This window comes from Streptococcus thalassemiae (assembly GCF_903645285.1).
In the GTDB taxonomy this organism is placed as follows: Bacteria; Bacillota; Bacilli; order Lactobacillales; family Streptococcaceae; genus Streptococcus; species Streptococcus thalassemiae.
Genome location: NZ_CAHJXN010000003.1, coordinates 238,097 through 259,371 on the forward strand (window position 1 = coordinate 238,097; position 21,275 = coordinate 259,371).

Sequence of the window (21,275 nt, forward strand, 5' to 3'; positions counted from 1 at the left end):
GAACTGACACATGGAAATTTCATTATTAACAGATGTTGGTCAGAAACGGACAAATAACCAAGACTATGTCAACCACTATGTCAATAGAGCTGGACGTACCATGATTATTTTAGCTGATGGGATGGGAGGTCATCGCGCAGGGAATATCGCTAGTGAAATGGCGGTAACAGACCTAGGTATAGCTTGGGTCGATACCCAAATCGATACAGTCAATGAAGTGCGTGAATGGTTCGCCCATTACCTAGAAATTGAAAATCAAAAGATTCACCAGCTTGGTCAGGATGAAGCTTACAGAGGCATGGGAACTACTTTGGAAGTCCTTGCTATTATCGATAATCAGGCTATCTATGCTCATATTGGTGATTCGCGTATCGGCTTGATTCGTGGAGAAGAATACCATCAGTTGACGAGCGACCATTCTTTGGTCAATGAATTGCTCAAGGCTGGTCAATTGACACCAGAAGAGGCAGAAGCTCATCCGCAAAAAAATATTATCACCCAGTCTATTGGTCAAAAAGATGAAATTCAGCCTGATTTTGGAACAGTTATTCTTGAGTCAGGTGACTATCTCTTGCTCAATAGTGACGGCTTGACCAACATGATTTCAGGCAGTGAGATTCGTGATATTGTAACCAGTGATATTCCTTTAGCAGATAAAACGGAGACACTTGTTCGTTTTGCTAACAATGCAGGAGGTTTAGATAACATTACGGTTGCCCTTGTTTCTATGAACGAGGAGGATGCAGAATGATCCAAATCGGCAAGATTTTTGCCGGACGCTATCGGATTGTCAAACAGATTGGTCGAGGAGGCATGGCGGATGTCTACCTAGCCAAAGACTTAATCTTAGATGGGGAAGAAGTGGCAGTGAAGGTTCTGAGAACCAACTACCAGACAGACCCGATAGCTGTGGCTCGTTTTCAGCGTGAAGCGAGAGCTATGGCAGATTTAGACCATCCTCATATCGTTCGGATAACAGATATTGGCGAGGAAGACGGTCAACAGTACCTAGCTATGGAGTATGTGGCTGGACTTGACCTCAAACGCTATATCAAGGAACACTATCCTCTCTCTAATGAAGAAGCCGTCCGTATCATGGGACAAATTCTCTTGGCTATGCGTTTGGCCCATACCAGAGGAATTGTTCACCGGGACTTGAAACCTCAAAACATCCTCTTGACACCAGATGGGACTGTCAAGGTTACAGACTTTGGGATTGCAGTAGCCTTTGCTGAGACGAGTCTGACTCAGACTAACTCGATGCTGGGTTCAGTTCATTACTTGTCACCAGAGCAGGCGCGTGGTTCGAAGGCGACTGTACAAAGTGATATCTATGCAATGGGGATTATTTTCTATGAGATGCTGACAGGTCATATTCCTTATGACGGGGATAGTGCGGTGACCATCGCCCTCCAGCATTTCCAGAAACCACTGCCGTCCGTTATTGCTGAGAATCCATCTGTGCCCCAGGCTTTGGAGAATGTTGTTATCAAGGCAACTGCTAAGAAATTGACAGATCGCTATAAATCAGTTGCTGAAATGTATGTGGATTTGTCTAGTAGTTTGTCTTATAATCGTCGTAATGAACCAAAGCTGGTCTTTAACGATGCGACTAAGGCGGACACCAAGACTCTACCAAAAGTATCCCAGAGCACCTTGACCTCGATTCCTAAGGTTCAAGCGCAGACAGAACACAAACCAATCAAAAAAACAAGTCAGGCTGTGACAGAGGAAACTTACCAACCACAAGCACCGAAAAAACGTAGATTTAAGATGCGTTACCTGATTTTTTTGGCCAGCCTTGTATTGGTGGCAGCTTCTCTTATTTGGATCTTATCCAGAACTCCTGCAACCATTGCCATCCCAGAAGTGGCAGGTCAGACAGTTGCGGAGGCCAAGGAAACGCTCAAGAAAGCCAATTTTGAGATTGGCGAGGAGAAATCAGAGGCTAGTGAAAAGGTGGAAGAAGGGCGGATTATCCGTACAGATCCTGGCGCTGGAACTGGTCGAAAAGAAGGAACGAAAATCAATTTGGTTGTCTCATCAGGCAAGCAATCTTTCCAATTGAGTAACTATATCGGCCGTAAATCGACAGATGTTATCGCAGAACTCAAGCAGAAGAAGGTTCCTGAAAATCTCATCAAGATTGAAGAAGAGGAATCAAGTGAGAGCGAAGCAGGAACCGTTCTCAGACAGAGTCCAGTTGCCGGAACAACCTATGATTTGAGCAAGGCCTCAACGATTACCTTAACCGTTGCTAAGAAAGTAACTAGTGTTGCTATGCCAAGTTATATAGGATCTAGTCTCGAATTTACTAAAAACAATCTCGTTCAAATTGTTGGGATTAAGGAAGCCAATATTGAAGTTGTAGAAGTGTCGACAGCTCCTGATGGAACTGCTGAGGGTACAGTCGTTGAACAGAGTCCAAAAGCGGGTGAAAAGGTTGATTTGACTAAGACGCGTGTCAAGATTTCAATCTACAAACCAAAAACACCGCCGTCAACGTCATCATCAGCACCAGCCCAACGTGGAAACCAAGGTTCTACTACGACACCAAGTCAGGGGAATCAACGAGGGAATGCACCTGCTCCTACTCAATCAAGTAGTGAAGGCAACCACGAAAATTCTCGTGATTAAACGAATCTTTGTCATGATTTCATGGCAAAGATTTTTTTTGACTCCAGATTTGTGATAGAATAGAGGGAGTTGATAAAAGGAGGCAAGCATGGAAGAATCAAGAGAATTAAATGCCGTCATTGATGTGATTATGCTAGCAGGAACCATTCTTCTCAAAAGTGGTTCAGAGATTCATCGTGTAGAAGATACTATGATTCGTATTGCGCATTCGCAGGGGATTGTGGATTGCAATGTCCTTGCCATGCCTGCCGCTATCTTTTTCTCTGTTGAAAATACCAATATTTCGCGCATGAAGCGGGTGACCTCCTCTTCTTATAACATCGAAAAAGTCTGCGATGTGAACCAGATTTCTCGTCAGCTGGTTGGGGGGCAGATTGATTTAGAAACAGCCTTTAAGCAATTGACGGCCTTGCAAGCCCAACCCCTTCCCTATACTAAGTTGCAGGTAACTCTGGCTGCGACCTTTAGTGCCCCTTTCTTTTCAGTTATGTTTAGCGGAAATATCTACGACGCACTTGGGGCAGGAGTGGCGACCTTATTTGGTTTTGCCTTTTCCCTCTATGTGGAGAAGTTTATCCGAATTCCCTTTGTGACGGCCTTTGCTGGGGCCTTCGTCTTTGGAATGATTGCCCAGTTTTGGGCTCGCTACACAGGCTTTCCTTCAACGGCAGACTTGATTATAGCTGGTGCGGTCATGCCTTTTGTACCAGGGATTGCCTTGACTAATGCGGTTCGTGATATTATGACTAACCACATAAACTCTGGTATGAGCAAGATGTTTGAATCCCTGCTCATTACCCTTGCTTTAGGGGCGGGAACTTCTGTCGCCTTGGTATTGATGAACTAATATGACACTAACAACCTTTTTATTACAAGCAGTAGCAAGTCTTCTTGCTATCATCACTTTTTTAATCGTACTCAATGTGCAACGGTCCATGCTCTTACCTGGAGGGATTTTGGGCATGGCTGTCTGGCTAATCTATCTTTTGCTCAAGGAACCGACCAATGTCATTGTTGCCACCTTCATTGCGGCCATTATCGGTTCTTGTGTCAGCCAGATTTTAAGTATTCTTTATAAGACTCCTGCTGTGGTCTTTATCTTGGCCATCTTGGCACCACTGGTTCCGGGTTATCTCTCCTATCGGACAACTGCCTTTTTTGTGACAGGAGACTATAATAAAGCGCTGGCAAGTGCAACATTAGTTGTTATGCTGGCTTTGGTCATTTCCATTGGAATGGCTAGCGGAACAGTGATTCTCAGACTGTATCATTATATAAAAACACATCGAGTATCGTAGACTTTACAACTTTGCAGAAATAAAAGAATTTTCTGAAAAATGAGATAAATATAGTGACAAGGCTTTCTATGTATGCTATTCTCTCTATATAAAGGAGGAAAAATCATGAAAAAATCACTATTTTCCTTATTGTCTGTAAGTCTACTGACTTTGTTGTTTATCCCAGTCATGGTGTCTAGTTCAGGCTCAGAATTTCAAAGTGGATGGCAAGAGCATCAGTTGATTGTTGAAAAGGTTAGTAAAACACTTGACAAGACATTTGATAAGGATATCAGAGAAATTCCGACCAGTCAGTTTTATCAAGAATTTGTAGATGAGATGGGAAGGATTTACTCAGGAAATTTAATCCTCCAGGAACTGATAACTGAGAATGGGTCTTATAAAGCTACTTATATCGGTGAACTCTATAGCAACTAATCATTCTTTAAAATTATGACCAATAAGAGGCTTGATTTGGTGAATCAAGTCTTTTTTCTCTCTTTTACTGCCATTTGTGATAAAATAGTAGTGAACGATTTTTTACATGAATGATAAAACAGAGGTAAATATGACAATCGGTATTGATAAGATTGGTTTTGCGACCAGTCAATATGTCTTGAAATTACAAGACTTAGCAGAAGCGAGGGGGATTGACCCTGAAAAATTAAGTAAAGGACTCTTACTCGAGGAATTGAGTATTGCGCCCCTAACTGAAGACATCGTGACTTTGGCGGCTAGTGCTAGTGACTCTATTTTAACTGAGCAAGAAAGACAAGAAATTGACATGGTCATTGTGGCTACCGAGTCAGGAATTGACCAGAGTAAGGCTGCGGCCGTCTTTGTGCATGGCTTGCTGGGTATCCAGCCCTTTGCTCGTAGTTTCGAGATTAAAGAAGCCTGTTATGGAGCGACAGCTGCCCTCCATTATGCAAAACTGCATGTGGAAAATTCTCCAGAGTCCAAGGTCTTGGTCATTGCCAGTGATATTGCCAAATATGGTATTGAAACTCCAGGAGAACCCACTCAGGGTGCTGGAAGTGTGGCTATGTTGATTACACAAAATCCACGCATGATGGCCTTTAATAATGACAATGTAGCTCAAACCCGTGATATTATGGATTTCTGGCGTCCAAATTACTCAACAACTCCTTATGTAAATGGTGTCTATTCGACCCAACAATACTTGGATAGTTTGAAAACGACTTGGCTTGAATATCAAAAACGCTACCAGCTTACTTTGGATGATTTTGCGGCTGTTTGCTTCCACTTGCCTTATCCTAAATTAGCACTAAAAGGTTTGAAAAAAATCATGGATAAGAGCCTGCCTCAAGAGAAAAAAGACCTCTTGCAAAAGCATTTTGACCAGTCTATTCTCTACAGTCAAAAGGTGGGGAATATCTACACAGGATCCCTCTTCCTTGGGCTTCTGTCTCTCTTGGAAAATACAGATAGCCTGAAGGCTGGGGATAAAATTGCCCTTTATAGTTACGGAAGTGGGGCTGTGGCTGAGTTCTTTAGTGGTGAATTGGTTGAAGGATATGAAGCATATCTAGATAAAGACCGCTTGAACAAGCTCAACCAAAGAACTGCCTTATCTGTTGCAGAATACGAAAAGGTTTTCTTTGAGGAAGTGGTGTTGGATGAAACAAACTCTGCCCAGTTTGCTGGCTATGAGAATCAAGATTTTGCCTTGGTTGAAATTGTTGACCACCAACGCCGTTATAGCAAGGTTGAAAAATAATGAAGATAAGTTGGAATGGATTTTCTAAAAAATCATACCAAGAGCGCCTCGAGCTGTTAAAAGCTCAGGCGCTCCTTAGTCCTGAGAGACAAGCGAGTCTGGAGCAGGATGAACAGATGAGTGTGACTGTGGCAGACCAGCTGAGTGAGAATGTGGTGGGAACTTTTTCTCTGCCTTATTCGCTGGTTCCAGAGGTTCTTGTCAATGGTCAGGAATACACAGTTCCCTATGTGACAGAAGAACCGTCCGTGGTTGCGGCGGCCAGTTATGCCAGCAAAATCATCAAGCGAGCAGGTGGCTTTACTGCTCAAGTGCATGAGCGTCAGATGATTGGACAGGTAGCCCTTTATCAAGTTGTTGAACCTGAACAAGCCCAAGAGAAGATTGCCAGCAAGAAAGCAGAACTCTTGGAGCTTGCCAATCAAGCCTATCCTTCTATCGTTAAACGAGGAGGTGGGGCGCGTGATTTGCATGTAGAAGAGATTAAAGGTGAAACAGACTTCCTCGTCGTCTATCTTCATGTTGATACTCAAGAAGCCATGGGAGCCAATATGCTCAACACCATGCTGGAAGCCTTGAAACCAGTCTTAGAAGAACTGAGTCAGGGACAGAGTCTCATGGGAATCCTGTCCAACTACGCGACCGATTCTCTGGTGACTGCAAGTTGTCGTATCGCCTTTCGCTACTTGAGCCGTCAAAAGGATCAAGGACGAGACATTGCGGAGAAAATTGCGTTGGCTAGCCAATTTGCGCAAGCTGATCCTTATCGAGCTGCTACTCATAATAAAGGGATTTTTAATGGTATAGATGCCATTTTAGTAGCCACTGGTAATGACTGGCGTGCTATTGAGGCAGGAGCTCATGCTTTTGCAAGTCGAGATGGACATTACCAAGGTCTTAGCTGCTGGACGCTGGACCTTGAAAGAGAAGAATTAGTTGGTGAGATGACCCTGCCCATGCCTGTAGCAACTAAGGGTGGTTCTATTGGTCTCAACCCTCGTGTAGCCCTCAGTCATGAACTACTGGGAAATCCTTCTGCTAAAGACTTAGCCCAGATTATCGTGTCCATCGGTCTTGCCCAAAATTTTGCGGCCCTCAAAGCCTTGGTGAGCACAGGAATCCAGCAAGGTCACATGAAATTGCAGGCTAAATCCTTAGCTCTTCTAGCAGGTGCTAGTGAGTTTGAAGTTGCTCCCCTAATCGAGCGTCTCATCGCAGATAAAACTTTTAACCTAGAGACAGCCCGGCGCTATCTCGAAAACTTAAGATCATAAAAAACTCAGACAGATCGGTCTGAGTTTTCTTGTGCTTATACTCTTCGAAAATCTCTTCAAACCACGTCAGTTTCGCCTTGCCGTAGATATATGTAACTGACTTCGTCAGTCTTATCTACAACCTCAAAGCAGTGCTTTGAGCAGCCTGTGGCTAGCTTCCTAGTTTGCTCTTTGATTTTCATTGAGTATTAAATACTTTTTCCTGGTAATAATGTAACTGGTAAAAAGTAACCAGTTGTTGCGACTTCCTTGCCTTCAATCTTTTGCAAGAGGAGGTCAACAGTGAGGCAGGCAATCTCTTCCAAAGGTTGTTTGATGGTCGCGAGTTGAGGATAGTAATTTTCGATAAAGTAAGTCCCATCATAGCCGATGACCTTGAGCTCTTCTGGGACAGAAATGCCCAGTTCTTGAGCGATTTTAATGACCAGAATGGCAGTCAAATCATCCGAAGTAAAGATGGCATCTGGTTTTTGTCGGGTCAAGATATTCTTGATTTCCATTTCTTTTCTGACGGGAGAAAAGTCACTGGAAACATTGATAATAGGTGCTTTGGGGAGTACGGATGCAAAACCAGCGTGGCGCAGTCCGGTTGGTGAGTTAGAATTGTCATTCCCTGTAATCATGATGATAGACTGGGCACCTGTCTTAACCAAGGTCTGGGCGGCTAGGACTCCACCAGCATAGTTGTCAGAGGAGACGACAGGGATGTCTGGCGATAGGTTTCGGTCAAAGGAAATAATAGGTGCCGTCACACGATTGTAGTCTTCAATTCCTAGGTTGTGACTACCAGAAATGATGCCGTCCACCTGATTGGCTTCCAACATTTCGATGTATTCGCGTTCCTTCTCAGAATCATGTTCACTGTTGCAGATGATGGTCTTGTAACCATTTTTGAAGAGTTGGTGTTCCAATTTATCAATCAATTCTGCATAGAAAACATTGGAAATATTGGGGAAAATCAAGCCGATTAACTTAGCTGATTTTCCTTGCAGACTACGAGCCAGGTTGTTGGGTTTATAGCCCAATTCTCGCATGGCTTCATTGACCTTTTGAATGGTTTTTTCAGATAGATACCCTTTTTTATTGATAACCCGAGAAACGGTAGTAGGGCTGACGCCTGCAAGTTTGGCGACATCAGTTAGTTTTGCGACCATAATCTAATTCATAGTAAGTTCCAGTTGGGTTTCCAGATTTGATCAGGATCCCATTTTGGTCCGCATGTGGGAAGACACGACCAGAAAATACTTTTTCTCCTTTATTGATGAAAATTTCAAAGACAGAGTTATCGATGAAGATTGTAGCAGTAGTAGCCTGATTATCGATTGGGCAAGAACGAGTTGTCCCAAATTCTTGAGCATACTGTTCACCAGCCTGGCTACGATCCACTGTCACTTGACCATTTACAAGGTCAAAGTTGATTGCAAGTCCCTTGCCTTCTTTGTCAGCAAGTAAGACAATCTCGCTCTGGCTATTAGCTTCCAAGTTGAGCTCGAGTTCGTAGGTGTTATTGGTTTGAGCACGGTTTGAGAAGACTTCTTCAGAAGCACGAAGGTCCTTGATAGCTGCGACTGGGTATTGGTAGAGTTTGCCGTCTTTGATAGTCAGTTCTTTGACCAATGAGAAGGTTCCTTGGTGGTCAAAACGGTCAGATGGGTAAGAAACATCTGGCAAACCAAGCCAGCTAACTGCTAGAGCACGTCCATCAGGAGCGTTGAAGGCTTGAGTTGCATAGGCTTCGAAACCATAATCCATGTTTTGAAGTTGAGATACATCTACCATTTTGGCGTTTTCAGGGTCAAAGGAAGCCCCAATTTTGTACATATTTGGATAGATATTGTCGTAGTCTAGAACTTTCTTATCCAATCCTTGTGGGCAGTAGAGAAGGACAGGTTGCTCTCCTACAAAGACTAGATTTGGGCATTCCATCATGTAGGCAGTGCGGTCGTTAGCAAAGTCAAGGTCGCCAACTGCTTGCCAGTTTGTGTAGTCGTTGTCCACAGCCTTGTAGAGACGGACGAAGCCTTTTTTCTCCAAGTCCTGTCCTCCGACGATAGCATAATATTGACCTTTAAAGTTAAAAATTTGCGGATCGCGGAAGTGGTCAGTAGAGTCTGCTGGCTGGTCAATCAAGATCTTGTCAATCTTCGTAATCTTGCCATCCTTATCCATCAAAGCACCGATCTGGTAAGGGTGACGGATCCAGTTTTCATCACGGACATTTCCTGTATAGAATAGGAATAAGTTATCGCCAAACTGCATGGCAGAACCAGAGTAGGCACCGTGGCTATCTAATGGAGTATCAGGCAAAACTTTGACTCCAGTTTCTGTGAAATGAACCAAGTTCTCACTTTCCAATTGAACCCAAGATTTCAAACCGTGGGCTGCACCAAAAGGAAAGTTCTGATAAAAAACAATCCACTTTCCATCAAAGTAAGAAAAGCCATTTGGGTCGTTAAGAAGTCCTGTTTTTGGCTCAACATGATAATGAGTATGCCATGGAGATTGTGCCATATTTTCTTTAATATTCTTAATTTCTTCTTGCGTCCAATCTTGATAAAGTCTGTAACGACGCTCAGTTGTCCATTCCATTCTTCTATTCCTCCAAAAATCTTATCACTTTTAATAGTAACCGTTTTCGGAAAAAAAAGCAAGACTTTTATGTTAAAAAAGAGAAAAAACTGTCAAACGTTTATCATAAAATAAATGCAGGAAATCAATCAAATTTTCACAAAAATATGAAAGAGAATGAAATAAAACCCTTTTAACCAAGATTTTAAACTTATTTTTTTAAGGAACACCTGATAAAACAGTCAAAATCAATCAATCTAAAGCGAGCAAACTAAGTGGATAGAATATTTTTTCTGCAAAACGCTTGACATATTTCTAAAACATGATAAAATAATAGTCGTAGGGCGAATAAAATCGCTTTCAAACAAGAACAAAATTTTATATAAGGAGATTTTTGCAAATGAACAATCAGGAAATTGCAAAAAAAGTCATCGATGCCTTGGGTGGACGTGAAAATGTCAACAGTGTAGCTCACTGTGCGACTCGTCTTCGTGTCATGGTCAAAGATGAAGGAAAAATCAATAAAGAAGTGATTGAGAACTTGGAAAAAGTTCAAGGTGCTTTCTTTAACTCAGGTCAATACCAAATCATCTTTGGTACTGGTACAGTAAACAAAATGTACGATGAAGTTGTTGCACTTGGTTTACCAACATCATCTAAAGATGACATGAAAGCAGAAGCTGCTAAACAAGGGAACTGGTTCCAACGTGCTATCCGTACTTTCGGTGACGTTTTCGTTCCAATCATCCCAGTTATCGTAGCGACAGGTCTCTTCATGGGTGTGCGTGGTCTTTTCATTGCTCTTGAAATGCCACTTCCAGGAGACTTTGCAACTTACACACAAATCTTGACAGATACAGCCTTCATCATCTTGCCAGGTTTGGTTGTTTGGTCAACCTTCCGTGTATTCGGTGGTAACCCTGCCGTTGGTATCGTTCTTGGTATGATGCTTGTTTCTGGCTCACTTCCAAACGCTTGGGCAGTTGCTCAAGGTGGTGAAGTAACAGCTATGAACTTCTTTGGTTTCATCCCTGTTGTTGGTTTGCAAGGTTCCGTTCTTCCAGCCTTCATCATCGGGGTTGTCGGAGCTAAATTTGAAAAAGCTGTCCGCAAGGTCGTTCCAGATGTCATTGACCTTTTGGTAACACCATTCGTGACACTTTTGGTTATGTCTATCCTTGGACTATTTGTCATCGGACCAGTCTTTCACGTTGTTGAAAACTACATCCTTATCGCGACAAAAGCGATCCTTAGTATGCCATTTGGTCTTGGTGGTTTCTTGATTGGTGGGGTTCACCAATTGATCGTCGTGTCAGGTGTGCACCATATCTTCAACTTGCTTGAAGTTCAATTGCTTGCTGCTGACCATGCTAACCCATTCAACGCTATCATCACTGCTGCTATGACAGCTCAAGGTGCTGCAACTGTTGCGGTTGGTGTTAAAACTAAAAATCCAAAACTAAAAACACTTGCTTTCCCAGCTGCTCTTTCTGCCTTCCTCGGTATTACAGAGCCTGCTATCTTCGGAGTGAACTTGCGCTTCCGTAAACCATTCTTCCTTTCATTGATTGCTGGTGCAATCGGTGGTGGATTGGCTTCTATCCTTGGACTTGCAGGTACTGGTAATGGTATCACCATCATCCCTGGTACAATGCTTTACATCGGTAACGGACAACTTGCCCAATACCTTCTTATGGTAGCTGTATCATTTGCACTTGGTTTTGCCCTCACTTACATGTTTGGTTATGAGGATGAAAAAGAAGTTGCTACTGAAGTAGAGACAGAACGTTTGGTCCAAGAAGAAACAACTGGTAACATTCCAGCAGCTCTTCAAAATGAAACACTTGTAACTCCTATCGTTGGTGATGTTGTCGCTCTTGCTGATGTTAATGACCCAGTCTTCTCAAGTGGAGCTATGGGACAAGGTATCGCTGTGAAACCAAGTCAAGGTGTGGTATATGCACCAGCTGATGCTGAAGTTTCAATCGTATTTCCAACAGGACACGCTTTTGGTTTGAAAACAACTGATGGTGCTGAAGTTTTGATTCACGTTGGTATTGACACTGTGTCTATGAACGGTGACGGTTTTGAAGCAAAAGTTGCTCAAGGTGATAAGGTTAAAGCTGGCGATGTTCTTGGAACATTTGACTCAAACAAAATCGCTGCAGCTGGACTTGATGATACAACAATGGTTATCGTTACAAATACAGCTGACTATGCTTCAGTAGCTCCAGTCGCAACAGGTTCAGTTGCGAAGGGGGATGCTGTGATCGAAGTGAAAATCTAATACTCTTCGAAAATCAAATTCAAACCATGTCAGCTTCGCCTTGCCGTATTCAAGTACAGCCTTCGGCTAGCTTCCTAGTTTGCTCTTTGATTTTCATTGAGTACAATATTCCCACTCACAATGAAAACGAACAAATGACATGTTTGTTCGTTTTTGCTTGAATGGTAAGATTTACAGAGGAAAATCTAAAAAATTGAGAAACTTAGATTTTTAAAATATGCTATAATAAAGAAAATAAAAACAAGAGGTTTATCATGACAAAATTATATGGAAGCTTGGAAGCGGGCGGTACAAAATTTGTCTGTGCTGTCGGTGATGAAAACTTTAACGTTGTAGAAAAAACACAATTTCCAACAACAACTCCAATCGAAACAATCGATAAAACTATTGAGTTCTTCTCGAAATTCGATAATCTTGCTGGTCTTGCAGTTGGTTCATTTGGTCCGATTGATATTGATAAAAACTCAAAAACTTATGGCTTTATCACAACGACTCCAAAACCAAACTGGGCAAATGTGGACTTGCTTGGTGCCCTACGTCGCGCCCTCAACGTGCCAATGTACTTCACTACAGACGTAAATAGCTCTGCTTACGGGGAAGTGGTTGCCCGTAATAATGCTGGTGGTCGTATCGAAAACTTGGTTTACTACACAATCGGTACAGGTATCGGTGCAGGTGTTATCCAACGTGGTGAGTTTATCGGCGGTGTGGGTCATCCTGAAATGGGTCATTACTATGTGGCTAGACACCCAATGGATATTGAAAAAGAATTCAACGGTGTTTGTCCTTTTCATAAGGGATGTCTGGAAGGCTATGCAGCTGGTCCAAGTTTGGAAGCTCGTACAGGTGTTCGTGGGGAAAATATTGAACTCAACAACCCTGTTTGGGATGTTCAAGCCTACTATATCGCTCAAGCTGCGGTTAATGCGACAGTGACTTTCCGCCCAGACGTGATTGTCTTTGGCGGAGGGGTCATGGCTCAACAACACATGCTGGACCGTGTCCGTGAGAAATTTACATCTCTTCTCAATGGTTACCTACCAGTACCAGATGTGCGTGAATACATCGTGACGCCAGCAGTTGCAGGAAATGGTTCTGCTACTCTTGGAAACTTTGTACTTGCAAAAGAAGTTTCGAAATAAAGTACAAAATCCGCTTGGTTTCCCAAACGGATTTTTGTTTGAAGACAATGTTTTTTGAGCCTTTCCTTAAGTGATTACGGACGGTAGCGACTTTCTTCGAAATTCCATACCTAAACTTTGAGCCTAATGTCTCAAAGTTTCCGAACACCTGAAACCATTCGATTTCAGGTGTTTCCATCACGGCGGAAAGGCTAGGTAAGTCCTCGACTCGCTATCGAAAAATACGAATGATTTCCATACCAAAGTATATTTAGTATCAAGCTATAGTCAATCTACGCTTTAAAAATCCGCTTGGGAAACCAAACGGATTTTTTACGTGTCAAAGCATTTGCCAGAAAAAGTCAATAATATAGGTCAGACCGTAGGTATAAACCACGAGGGTAAAGGGCTTGGTCAGAATGATGATGGTCATATAGCGCTTGAAGCTCATCTTGGTCAGGGCAGCCAGCATACAGAGAAAGTCAGCTGGACTAATGGGCCAAATCATCATAAAGATAAAGAAACGGTCAAAACGATTGCCCTTATCCAACCAGCCGATATACTTGTCGTAGGTACGCTTGCTGACGACAGACTGGACAAAGGCAGCCCCATAGAGGCGCACCAGATAAAAGATAATAGCACAGCCAATCACGATGCCGATATAGTTGTAGATAGTCCCGATGATGTGACCATAGATAAAGACACCAGCCACCGAGGTCAAGGCCCCAGGAATGATAGGGACGACCGTCTGTAAAATCTGTAAAAAGATAAAGAGAGGTGGCCCCCAGATACCTGCCTGTTGGATAAAGGCAGAGAGGGTTTCCTTAGACTGTAAAATCCCAGCCTGATAAGCCCAAATACAGAAAATCAAACTCCCAACCCCACCGATAATCGATGAGATGTTGATAACTTGCTGTAAAAGGGGAGAAACAGCTTTCATTTGTTTATCCTGTGACATGTAAACTCCTCATAGATAGTATAACTCTACTATACCATATTTTAGAGGAGAAAGGGGGAATGAGTGTTTTTGATAAGAAATAGATGGGAATACAGGCCTTCGAGACTTAGAACAGGTCTGTCAACTAAAGGTTATATGCATTCTAGGTTTTGAATAATCGCAATTACATAAATTTAAAAGCATTCTAAGTCTCGAATAGCTTATCTGAGATAATTTTGAGGCATTCGAGCTTTTGAATAGTCATCTTCTCTAAAGTTTAGATGTATTCTGAAGCTAGAAAAGCTAAAATCTAAAAATAATAAGGGTCTCTATCTGATGGATGTAATTTATGTCTAGTATGAATCCTTTGAATCGTTAGTTAATTTTAATATGAATCAGTTCTGAAATAATTACTAAATATAGTTAGATGGTGAATGAATTATTGCTAAATTTCAAGTTCAAGTCAGCCATTCAGAAGTCTTCTCTGAGCGACTTGTAGTTCAAGAATTTTTTAGGATAGTTGTTAATCCATTTTTCGATGAATGCGATTTCTTTGGGAGTCGTTTTCTTAGTTCCCTTAGGTAACCATCTACGAATGAGCCTGTTGTGATTCTCATTAGTTCCCCTTTCCCAAGAGGCATAAGAATGTGCATAGTAGATATGTTCCTTAGAAAACACATCAGACAAGCGGTTTAATTCCGTTCCGTCCATTAGTAGATAAAGGATTACTCCTGCTTGAAATGACAGATGAACTTGTTTCTTATAAAAAATGTTGTCTGAAATTATTCGCCTTTTTCCAGAAGTTTTAGAGGAAGAGAACTTTATGGGGAAAAAGGAGTTACTCAAATAACAATTCAGGATCAAAAATAGACAGTTGAGGAGCAGAGTGGATAAATTAAGTTTGCTACTGTATAATGGATTTATCACTAAAAACGCTCCATGCCATATTTTACATAGCATTAGTCTTCTAAAAATGGACAGAAATCATTGTAAAGGCTATCAAAAAGGAGTATAATGAGTGCAAGAAATTTCGGAGGTGAAAGATGCTAGAAGTAAGAAGTCTAGAGAAAAGTTTTGGATCCAAGCAAGTTTTGTTTGGTATTGACTTTCAAGCGCGACCAGGTCGTATTTTGGGACTAGTCGGAAAAAATGGTGCTGGGAAGACAACGATTTTCCACAGTATTTTGAAGTTTTTAGAATATCAAGGAGAAATTAGTCTTGATAATCAGAATATTCGTCAGGAAACCTACGCTCGGATTGGCTATCTGCCTGAAGAACGCAGTCTCATGCCTAAATTGACAGTTCTTGAACAAGTTCGCTATTTGGCGACTCTAAAAGGCATGGATGCCAAGGAGGTCAAGGAGAAACTCCCTCAATGGATGAAGAGGTTGGAAGTGAAAGGGAAGCTGACAGATAAAATTAAGAGTCTGTCAAAAGGAAATCAGCAGAAGATTCAGCTCATCATCACTCTGATTCATGAACCAGACTTGATTATCTTGGATGAGCCTTTCAGTGGCTTGGACCCAGTCAATACAGAATTGCTCAAGCAAGTCATTTTTCAGGAAAAAGAGCGTGGAGCAACCATTATCTTTTCCGACCATGTCATGACCAACGTCGAGGAGCTTTGTGACGATATTCTCATGATTCGAGATGGCCGTGTGGTCTTGCATGGGCCGGTCCAGGATGTCCGCAATCAATACGGGAAAACGCGTCTCTTTGTTTCAAGTGAACGAAGCAAGGAAGAATTGGAAAATCTTCCTCATGTCAAACAGGTGAGCTTGACCAAGCAAGGCAGTTGGAAATTGATTTTGGAGGATGAGAGCGCTGGAAGGGAACTCTTCCCAATCTTGACTCAGGGGCAATATATCGCAACCTTTGACCAGCAAGCGCCAACAATCGATGAAATCTTTAAACTAGAATCAGGGGTGGAAGTATGAGAAATATGTGGGTTGTAATCAAGGAAACCTATCTTCGACATGTCAAATCGTGGAGTTTCTTCTTTATGGTGATTTCACCATTCTTGTTTATCGGTCTCTCTGGAGGAATTGGCTATCTCCAAGGCTCTTCAATGGCTAAAAATGATAAAGTGGCAGTAGTGACAACAGTGCCGTCTGTAGCAGAAGGACTGAAGAATGTAAATGGTGTTAACTTTGACTATAAAGACGAAGCAAGTGCCAAAGAAGCGATTAAAGATGAAAAATTAAAAGGCTATCTGACTATTGATCAAGAAGATAGTGTTCTAAAGGCAGTTTATCATGGCGAAACATCGCTTGAAAATGGAATTAAATTTGCAGTTACAGGTACACTCAATGAACTGCAAAATCAGCTTAATCGTTCAACGGCCTCCTTGTCTCAAGAGCAGGAAAAACGCTTAGCGCAGACAGTTCAATTCACAGAAAAGATTGATGAAGCCAAGGAAAATAAAAAGTTTATTCAAACAATTGCAGCAGGCGCCTTAGGATTCTTTCTTTATATGATTCTGATTACCTATGCGGGTGTGACGGCTCAGGAGGTTGCCAGTGAAAAAGGCACCAAAATTATGGAAGTCGTCTTTTCTAGCATAAGGGCAAGTCACTATTTCTATGCGCGGATGATGGCTCTATTTCTAGTGATTTTAACGCATATTGGGATTTATGTTGTAGGTGGTCTGGCTGCCATTCTGTTCTTTAAGGATTTGCCATTCTTGGCTCAGTCTGGTGTTTTAGATCACTTGGGAGATGCTTTCTCTCTAAATACCTTGCTCTTTATTTTGGTTAGTCTTTTCATGTACGTCGTCTTGGCAGCCTTTCTAGGTTCTATGGTTTCTCGTCCTGAGGACGCAGGAAAAGCCTTGTCGCCTTTGATGATTTTGATTATGGGTGGTTTTTTTGGAGTGACAGCTCTAGGTGCAGCTGGTGACAATCTCATCTTGAAGATTGGTTCTTATATTCCCTTTATTTCGACCTTCTTCATGCCATTTAGAACCATTAATGGCTATGCAGGGGGAGTAGAAGCATGGATTTCACTTGCGATTACAGTGATTTTTGCAGTGGTAGCAACAGGATTTATCGGACGCATGTATGCCAGCCTAGTCCTTCAAACGGATGATTTAGGGATTTGGAAAACCTTTAAACGTGCCTTAGCTTATAAATAGAAGAGCCTCGTGAAAGCGAGGTTTTTTAGAGATAAAAAGAGTGGAATCACGAACCTAATTATTCACACATTGTGTAAACAGGTTGCTTGAAAACTCAATTGTATAGTGAACTGAATCTGGAATAGGATAATATTGCGTCTAAAACATTCTTATAAATTGATTTGAATTCCAAAATCCCATCGTTCCGTTCTTATTTCATTTTGCGATATAGTGAAAGGAAATAAGTCAGCTCATAAAAAACGCATACGACCAGGATTTCAAGACCTGATAGTATGCGTTTTTTGATTGTGAAGACTTTTCATCCAGCCTCTTTATGTGATAAAGTATCGTTAATAGTCAATGAAAATCAGACTGGGAAGTTAGCGGAAGGATCTTCGAAACTATGTTTTGAGGTTTAGGAACTGACCAAGTCAGTAACATATACACACTAAGGACAAGCTGACGTGGTTTGAAGAGTATAAAGATCTGTTTCGTAAGCATCTAATAATAGGGTATTTTGATAGTGTAATCATTTGGATAAGCATTATAGTATAGTGATATGAAATCAACTAAACTAAATAAGAAATATAGATTATCAAAACTCTTTGAAAAGATTACATTAAATCTAAATAACATAGACGTCTTCAGCGTGTGCTGTCTCATCTTATGCGAAAATCTTATAAGGAGAGTATAGAAAATCTCGATTGTAATCAACTAACTGATTGGAGAAATGTATAAATATGAGAAGTTAGACCCCCATGTCACTACCATAATGAGATTGCTCGAATTCCTTGCTTTTTAACTCAATATCAAACTGGCTACGATAGGGCTGACAAAGACATAGAGAATACCAGTGACACCGATAGCCAAACCACCCATAGCTCCTGCTACAGAGCCGTATCGGAAGGCTGTCCCTGTTCCGACCGCATGGCCTGTTCCTCCAAGGGAAAGACCAACAGCTACTGGATCATCTATTTTCAACCACTTCAAAAGGGTTGGGCCGATGACACTGGTTAAAATCCCAGTCGCCACCACAACCACCAAGGTCACAGTCGTCAAACCTTGCAATTTTTCTGTTATTCCCACTGCCATAGCAGTTGTTACTGACTTAGGAAAGAGTGAAATGGCTAGGAAAAAGTCCATTCCAAAAATCTTAGCTACAAGGGCTGTGAAAGAGGTATTGACAACTACTGCTAACAGACTACCAAAGAGAATACTCCGAGCATGATGCTTCATCAAGTGAAAACTCTTATAAAGCGGAATCCCTAGAGCCACGGTCGACGGGACAATCAAGTTGTTCAGATAAACCCCACCTTGGTAGTAATCTTGGTAAGAAATGCCCGTCACTTTTAGAATGATAATAATGAAAACAGCTGATAAAAGCAAGGGCGTTGTCAAAGGATGGGGAAAACGTCTATAAATCAGCATTCCCACTAGATAAGCTAGGATAGACAGGGCAAGCCCAAACAGGGGATTGGAAACAAATTCACTCATTTGGCATCTCCTTTCTCATAATCTCCCTCAAATCGTCTCTTGATAAACTGAACCACCAAGGCAATGAGGATAATATTGATGACTGCTGCGAAAAAGACAATTAAAACAATGGGCAAAAGATAGGGAGCAATCACATCAAACTTCTCCATGATTCCCACTGCTGGCGGCAAAAAGAGAATGGTCATATTGGCCAGCAAGAAATTCCCCACCATGTTGACATGTCTGGTTCTCAGCCACTTAAATTGCAGGGCTAGAAAGAGAATAATCAAACCGATAATACTGCCTGGGATGGGCAAATGAAAGAAACTGGAAATCCCCTCTCCGATTAGAGAAATCACAAAGAGAATCATTAATTGAACATATAATTTCATCCTATACTCCACGAAATAGACTTCTTGCATACCAGTTTACTCTTTTTTCAGAAAATTTCAAGGAAATGCACCAAGAGATAATGAAAATTAAAGAACAAACTAGGAAGTCAGCTGCATGTTGCTCAAAGCAAAGTATTGGGTTTGTAGGTCAAACTGACATAGTTTGAAGCGATTTTCGAAGAATATTACTTTTCTTTGCTTAAGTGAATGACTTGGTCATAGTGTTTTAAGTCTTCTTCTGTGTAGTGGTGAATGACTTCAATGACTGTTTGAGGTAGGGAGAAGAGCAAGTCGCTAATTTTTCTGCTATTTTCCGAGTCAAGATTGGCCTTAATCTCATCTGCTAAGATGAGTTGGCTATCATGGTAGAGGGCGCGAGCGATTTCTAGGCGTTGTTTCTCGCCACCAGACAGACTATCATTGCTGAGCGTTCGATTTTTCAAATGTTCTAATCCTGTTTTTTGAGGATATGATTTAACGTTTGCTTTTATCTCAAATACTTCATATAAAAATGTAATTTTTGGGGATATACAATTAAATGACAATGTCGTAATGTAACAGATTGAAACAAAAAGCGAACAAAACAGAATTCGTTGTTTCGATTCGCTTTTTGTATTATTATCTAAATTTTTCTTGTAGTTCTGATAACAATTAGTTTGAGCATGTACACTAATAGCTGATGGAATAAAATGTGTACTTTAGATTATTTCCAAGCGCCACTGGCATCTACATAGTAGCCATCTGGTGTGTAGGTATTGTGAAGCATCTTACCTGATGAAGCAAGGTAATACCAAGATCCGCTATCTTTCACCCAACCTGTTGCCATAGAACCTGAGTTGTTTAGATAATACCAAGATCCACTATCTTTGATCCAACCTGTTGCCATAGAACCTGAATCTTTTAGGTAATACCAAGAGTGATTATCATATAGCCAATCGCTAGCAATCATGGCTCCTGATGATTTAAAGGCATACCAGTTGCCACCCTGATAGAGCCAAGTTTGATTGAACATGACTCCTTTATCATTCATAAAGTACCAAGTTCCCTTGTCCTTAACCCAAGCATTTTTAACTAATTGACCTTGTTTTTGATAGTACCACTTTTCACTGTAATTCTTTTTTAGCCAACTTTCTGCTTTTAGAATCGGATAAAGTATTTTGAAGGCTCCTCCCCCTCTGTAGGAATGACTGATAACTCCTGGTTTTTGAAGTTTCAATTCTACATAGTCGTCTTCCCAAGCAAACACTTTTTGACCATTGAGAGTCTCTGGTAAGGTAGCAGTGTAGGTCTTAGTTTGATAGTCCCATTTTGCATCAAGGTAGGTGTGTTGATCATTTGATTCGTCAATACGGAAGTAACCACTCTTTCCGCCATCATTATATACATCATCTACTACTTTAGTGGACCAGGTCTTTACTTCATTTCCGCTTTTGGCTTCTACCTTGATATCTCCTCTATAGCCATAAGGTACATAGAAATTCAGGTAACGTCCTTCTTCTCCGATGGTTCTATCCACTTCTTGACTTAGGAAATTGACAGTTTGATCTTGACCATTGAGACTAACCGTCCACTCGATTTTCTCAGTTTTTGGCAAATCCAAGACTTTGATATCTACGCTATGGCCATTGTTAAATCGAAGAATTTTGTCATCTTGATACACAACTCCTCCTTTAACATGCCAAACTCCTTTAAGCTCAAATGCCTTTCCCGAATGAGGGAAAGCTAGTAAAGCTAGGCCAGCTAGAGATAAACCAAATAATGTGATTTTTTTTGATACTTTCATTTTCTTAACTCCTTATTTTTGAAATAAAACAAATTGACTGTTTTTAGGATAAACTGATACATGTTGCTCCTTGTTACTGCTGGATGCAGCTTCAAGGACTAGAGGGTAAGAGTATTGATACAGTTCCTCTAAAGTGATTTTTCCGTTAGTATTGGTGTCTGCCATAGGCGAAATCATTCTATTTTGAAGTGGATCCCAACCTGAAAAGGATGTTTTATCGCTACCAATGGCTATCGTCCCATCTTCTCCTCCATGACAAGTAAGGTAAAGATAGTTCACATCGCTTTCGCTAGAAGATTTGAAAAGCTCTTGCATTTTTGCAATAATCTCGGACTTAGTTTTATCTGGGAAACGAACTACTTCGCTAAAGTTTTGGTTACTAAAAACCTTTTCCATAGCATTAACGTCTTCGATAGGTACTGCTCTCGTTGATGTTTCACCCGTTTCTAGTGTAAGAACCGTCAGAATGTTTATACCACCAACGACCTTTTGATTGAAAGCAACTGCCATTGGAGTGGCTATAATCCTAGGGAGAGATAGATTCTTGTGCAGAAACTGGACTATTTACTGATAGTGATGTCACTAGGCTCAGTAAAGCAACTGATGACAATAAAATTTTTTTCATAATCATATTGTCCTTTCTGTTTTATTTTTGTATAATCATAATCATATC

At 41.3% G+C, this 21,275-nt stretch carries 20 protein-coding genes and 1 pseudogene; 11 read left to right on the plus strand and 10 right to left on the minus strand.

All coding sequences use genetic code 11. The features are described from left to right. The first annotated feature begins 10 nt into the window (after positions 1–10). From HWX15_RS06345 to HWX15_RS06375, 7 genes are all read left to right on the plus strand, one after another. Complete coding sequence (locus HWX15_RS06345; protein ID WP_000406237.1) at positions 11–751, plus strand: Stp1/IreP family PP2C-type Ser/Thr phosphatase; 741 nt, start codon at positions 11–13, stop codon at positions 749–751. Further along, positions 748–2,637 (plus strand): Stk1 family PASTA domain-containing Ser/Thr kinase, encoded by a 1,890-nt coding sequence (gene pknB / locus HWX15_RS06350; RefSeq protein WP_175880587.1) that lies wholly within the window; start codon positions 748–750, stop codon positions 2,635–2,637. Before HWX15_RS06345 ends, pknB begins: the two co-directional genes overlap by 4 nt. Before the next feature lie 88 nt (positions 2,638–2,725). After that, positions 2,726–3,484 (plus strand): threonine/serine exporter family protein, encoded by a 759-nt coding sequence (locus HWX15_RS06355; RefSeq protein WP_175880588.1) that lies wholly within the window; start codon positions 2,726–2,728, stop codon positions 3,482–3,484. Position 3,485: 1 nt separating this feature from the next. Then, positions 3,486–3,935: a threonine/serine exporter family protein gene (locus tag HWX15_RS06360; RefSeq protein ID WP_057487161.1), complete on the plus strand. Its 450-nt coding sequence runs from the start codon at positions 3,486–3,488 to the stop codon at positions 3,933–3,935. A 168-nt stretch (positions 3,936–4,103) separates the two neighbouring features. Further along, entirely contained in the window at positions 4,104–4,352 is a 249-nt protein-coding gene (locus HWX15_RS06365) for a hypothetical protein (RefSeq protein ID WP_175880730.1), read from the plus strand. 130 nt (positions 4,353–4,482) lie between these two features. Next, entirely contained in the window at positions 4,483–5,655 is a 1,173-nt protein-coding gene (locus HWX15_RS06370) for a hydroxymethylglutaryl-CoA synthase (RefSeq protein ID WP_175880589.1), read from the plus strand. Then, complete coding sequence (locus tag HWX15_RS06375; protein ID WP_175880590.1) at positions 5,655–6,929, plus strand: hydroxymethylglutaryl-CoA reductase, degradative; 1,275 nt, start codon at positions 5,655–5,657, stop codon at positions 6,927–6,929. The genes HWX15_RS06370 and HWX15_RS06375 overlap by 1 nt, the downstream gene beginning before the upstream one ends. Positions 6,930–6,985: 56 nt before the next feature. On the opposite strand, the gene HWX15_RS10180 is transcribed toward HWX15_RS06375, so the two are convergent. The 3 genes from HWX15_RS10180 to HWX15_RS06385 are packed head-to-tail and all read right to left on the minus strand — an operon-like array spanning position 6,986 to position 9,518. Next, complete coding sequence (locus HWX15_RS10180; RefSeq protein ID WP_303048052.1) at positions 6,986–7,111, minus strand: hypothetical protein; 126 nt, start codon at positions 7,109–7,111, stop codon at positions 6,986–6,988. A gap of 6 nt (positions 7,112–7,117) precedes the next feature. Then, a complete protein-coding gene (locus tag HWX15_RS06380) occupies positions 7,118–8,083 on the minus strand; it encodes a LacI family DNA-binding transcriptional regulator (RefSeq protein ID WP_175880591.1) in 966 nt (321 codons plus the stop codon). Next, a complete protein-coding gene (locus HWX15_RS06385) occupies positions 8,064–9,518 on the minus strand; it encodes a sucrose-6-phosphate hydrolase (RefSeq protein ID WP_173306617.1) in 1,455 nt (484 codons plus the stop codon). Before HWX15_RS06385 ends, HWX15_RS06380 begins: the two co-directional genes overlap by 20 nt. Positions 9,519–9,897: 379 nt before the next feature. On the opposite strand from HWX15_RS06385, the gene HWX15_RS06390 reads away from it, so the two are divergent. After that, the gene (locus tag HWX15_RS06390) at positions 9,898–11,784 is read left to right on the plus strand and encodes a sucrose-specific PTS transporter subunit IIBC (protein ID WP_254867349.1); all 1,887 of its coding nucleotides are present in this window, start codon (positions 9,898–9,900) and stop codon (positions 11,782–11,784) included. Between the two features lie 254 nt (positions 11,785–12,038). Continuing rightward, a complete protein-coding gene (scrK, locus tag HWX15_RS06395; protein ID WP_153210556.1) occupies positions 12,039–12,926 on the plus strand; it encodes a fructokinase ScrK in 888 nt (295 codons plus the stop codon). Between the two features lie 319 nt (positions 12,927–13,245). Here scrK and HWX15_RS06400 read toward each other — a convergent pair whose 3' ends face one another. Together HWX15_RS06400 and HWX15_RS06405 are read right to left on the minus strand one after the other, a co-directional pair. Next, a complete protein-coding gene (locus tag HWX15_RS06400) occupies positions 13,246–13,863 on the minus strand; it encodes a TVP38/TMEM64 family protein (protein WP_175880592.1) in 618 nt (205 codons plus the stop codon). Between the two features lie 450 nt (positions 13,864–14,313). Continuing rightward, a pseudogene (locus HWX15_RS06405) lies at positions 14,314–14,550 on the minus strand (IS30 family transposase); the annotation flags it as partial. Positions 14,551–14,885: 335 nt separating this feature from the next. On the opposite strand from HWX15_RS06405, the gene HWX15_RS06410 reads away from it, so the two are divergent. Together HWX15_RS06410 and HWX15_RS06415 are read left to right on the plus strand one after the other, a co-directional pair. Further along, a complete protein-coding gene (locus HWX15_RS06410) occupies positions 14,886–15,779 on the plus strand; it encodes an ABC transporter ATP-binding protein (RefSeq protein WP_175880593.1) in 894 nt (297 codons plus the stop codon). Next, positions 15,776–16,975, plus strand: a complete 1,200-nt coding sequence (locus tag HWX15_RS06415) for an ABC transporter permease (protein WP_175880594.1) — start codon at positions 15,776–15,778, stop codon at positions 16,973–16,975. Before HWX15_RS06410 ends, HWX15_RS06415 begins: the two co-directional genes overlap by 4 nt. A gap of 777 nt (positions 16,976–17,752) precedes the next feature. Here the strand turns inward: HWX15_RS06415 and HWX15_RS06420 are convergent. The 5 genes from HWX15_RS06420 to HWX15_RS06440 form a co-directional block, all read right to left on the minus strand. Continuing rightward, positions 17,753–18,448, minus strand: coding sequence for an LrgB family protein (locus HWX15_RS06420; RefSeq protein ID WP_001288954.1), 696 nt, complete (start codon positions 18,446–18,448; stop codon positions 17,753–17,755). After that, on the minus strand, positions 18,445–18,819 hold the full coding sequence (locus HWX15_RS06425; protein ID WP_000781325.1) for a CidA/LrgA family protein: 375 nt from the start codon (positions 18,817–18,819) through the stop codon (positions 18,445–18,447). The genes HWX15_RS06420 and HWX15_RS06425 overlap by 4 nt, the downstream gene beginning before the upstream one ends. 185 nt (positions 18,820–19,004) lie before the next feature. Next, positions 19,005–19,505 (minus strand): ATP-binding cassette domain-containing protein, encoded by a 501-nt coding sequence (locus HWX15_RS06430; protein ID WP_175880732.1) that lies wholly within the window; start codon positions 19,503–19,505, stop codon positions 19,005–19,007. Positions 19,506–19,522: 17 nt separating this feature from the next. Then, complete coding sequence (locus HWX15_RS06435) at positions 19,523–20,602, minus strand: N-acetylmuramoyl-L-alanine amidase family protein (protein WP_175880595.1); 1,080 nt, start codon at positions 20,600–20,602, stop codon at positions 19,523–19,525. Between the two features lie 12 nt (positions 20,603–20,614). After that, positions 20,615–21,112, minus strand: a complete 498-nt coding sequence (locus tag HWX15_RS06440) for a caspase family protein (RefSeq protein ID WP_254867350.1) — start codon at positions 21,110–21,112, stop codon at positions 20,615–20,617. Positions 21,113–21,275: the final 163 nt, after the last annotated feature.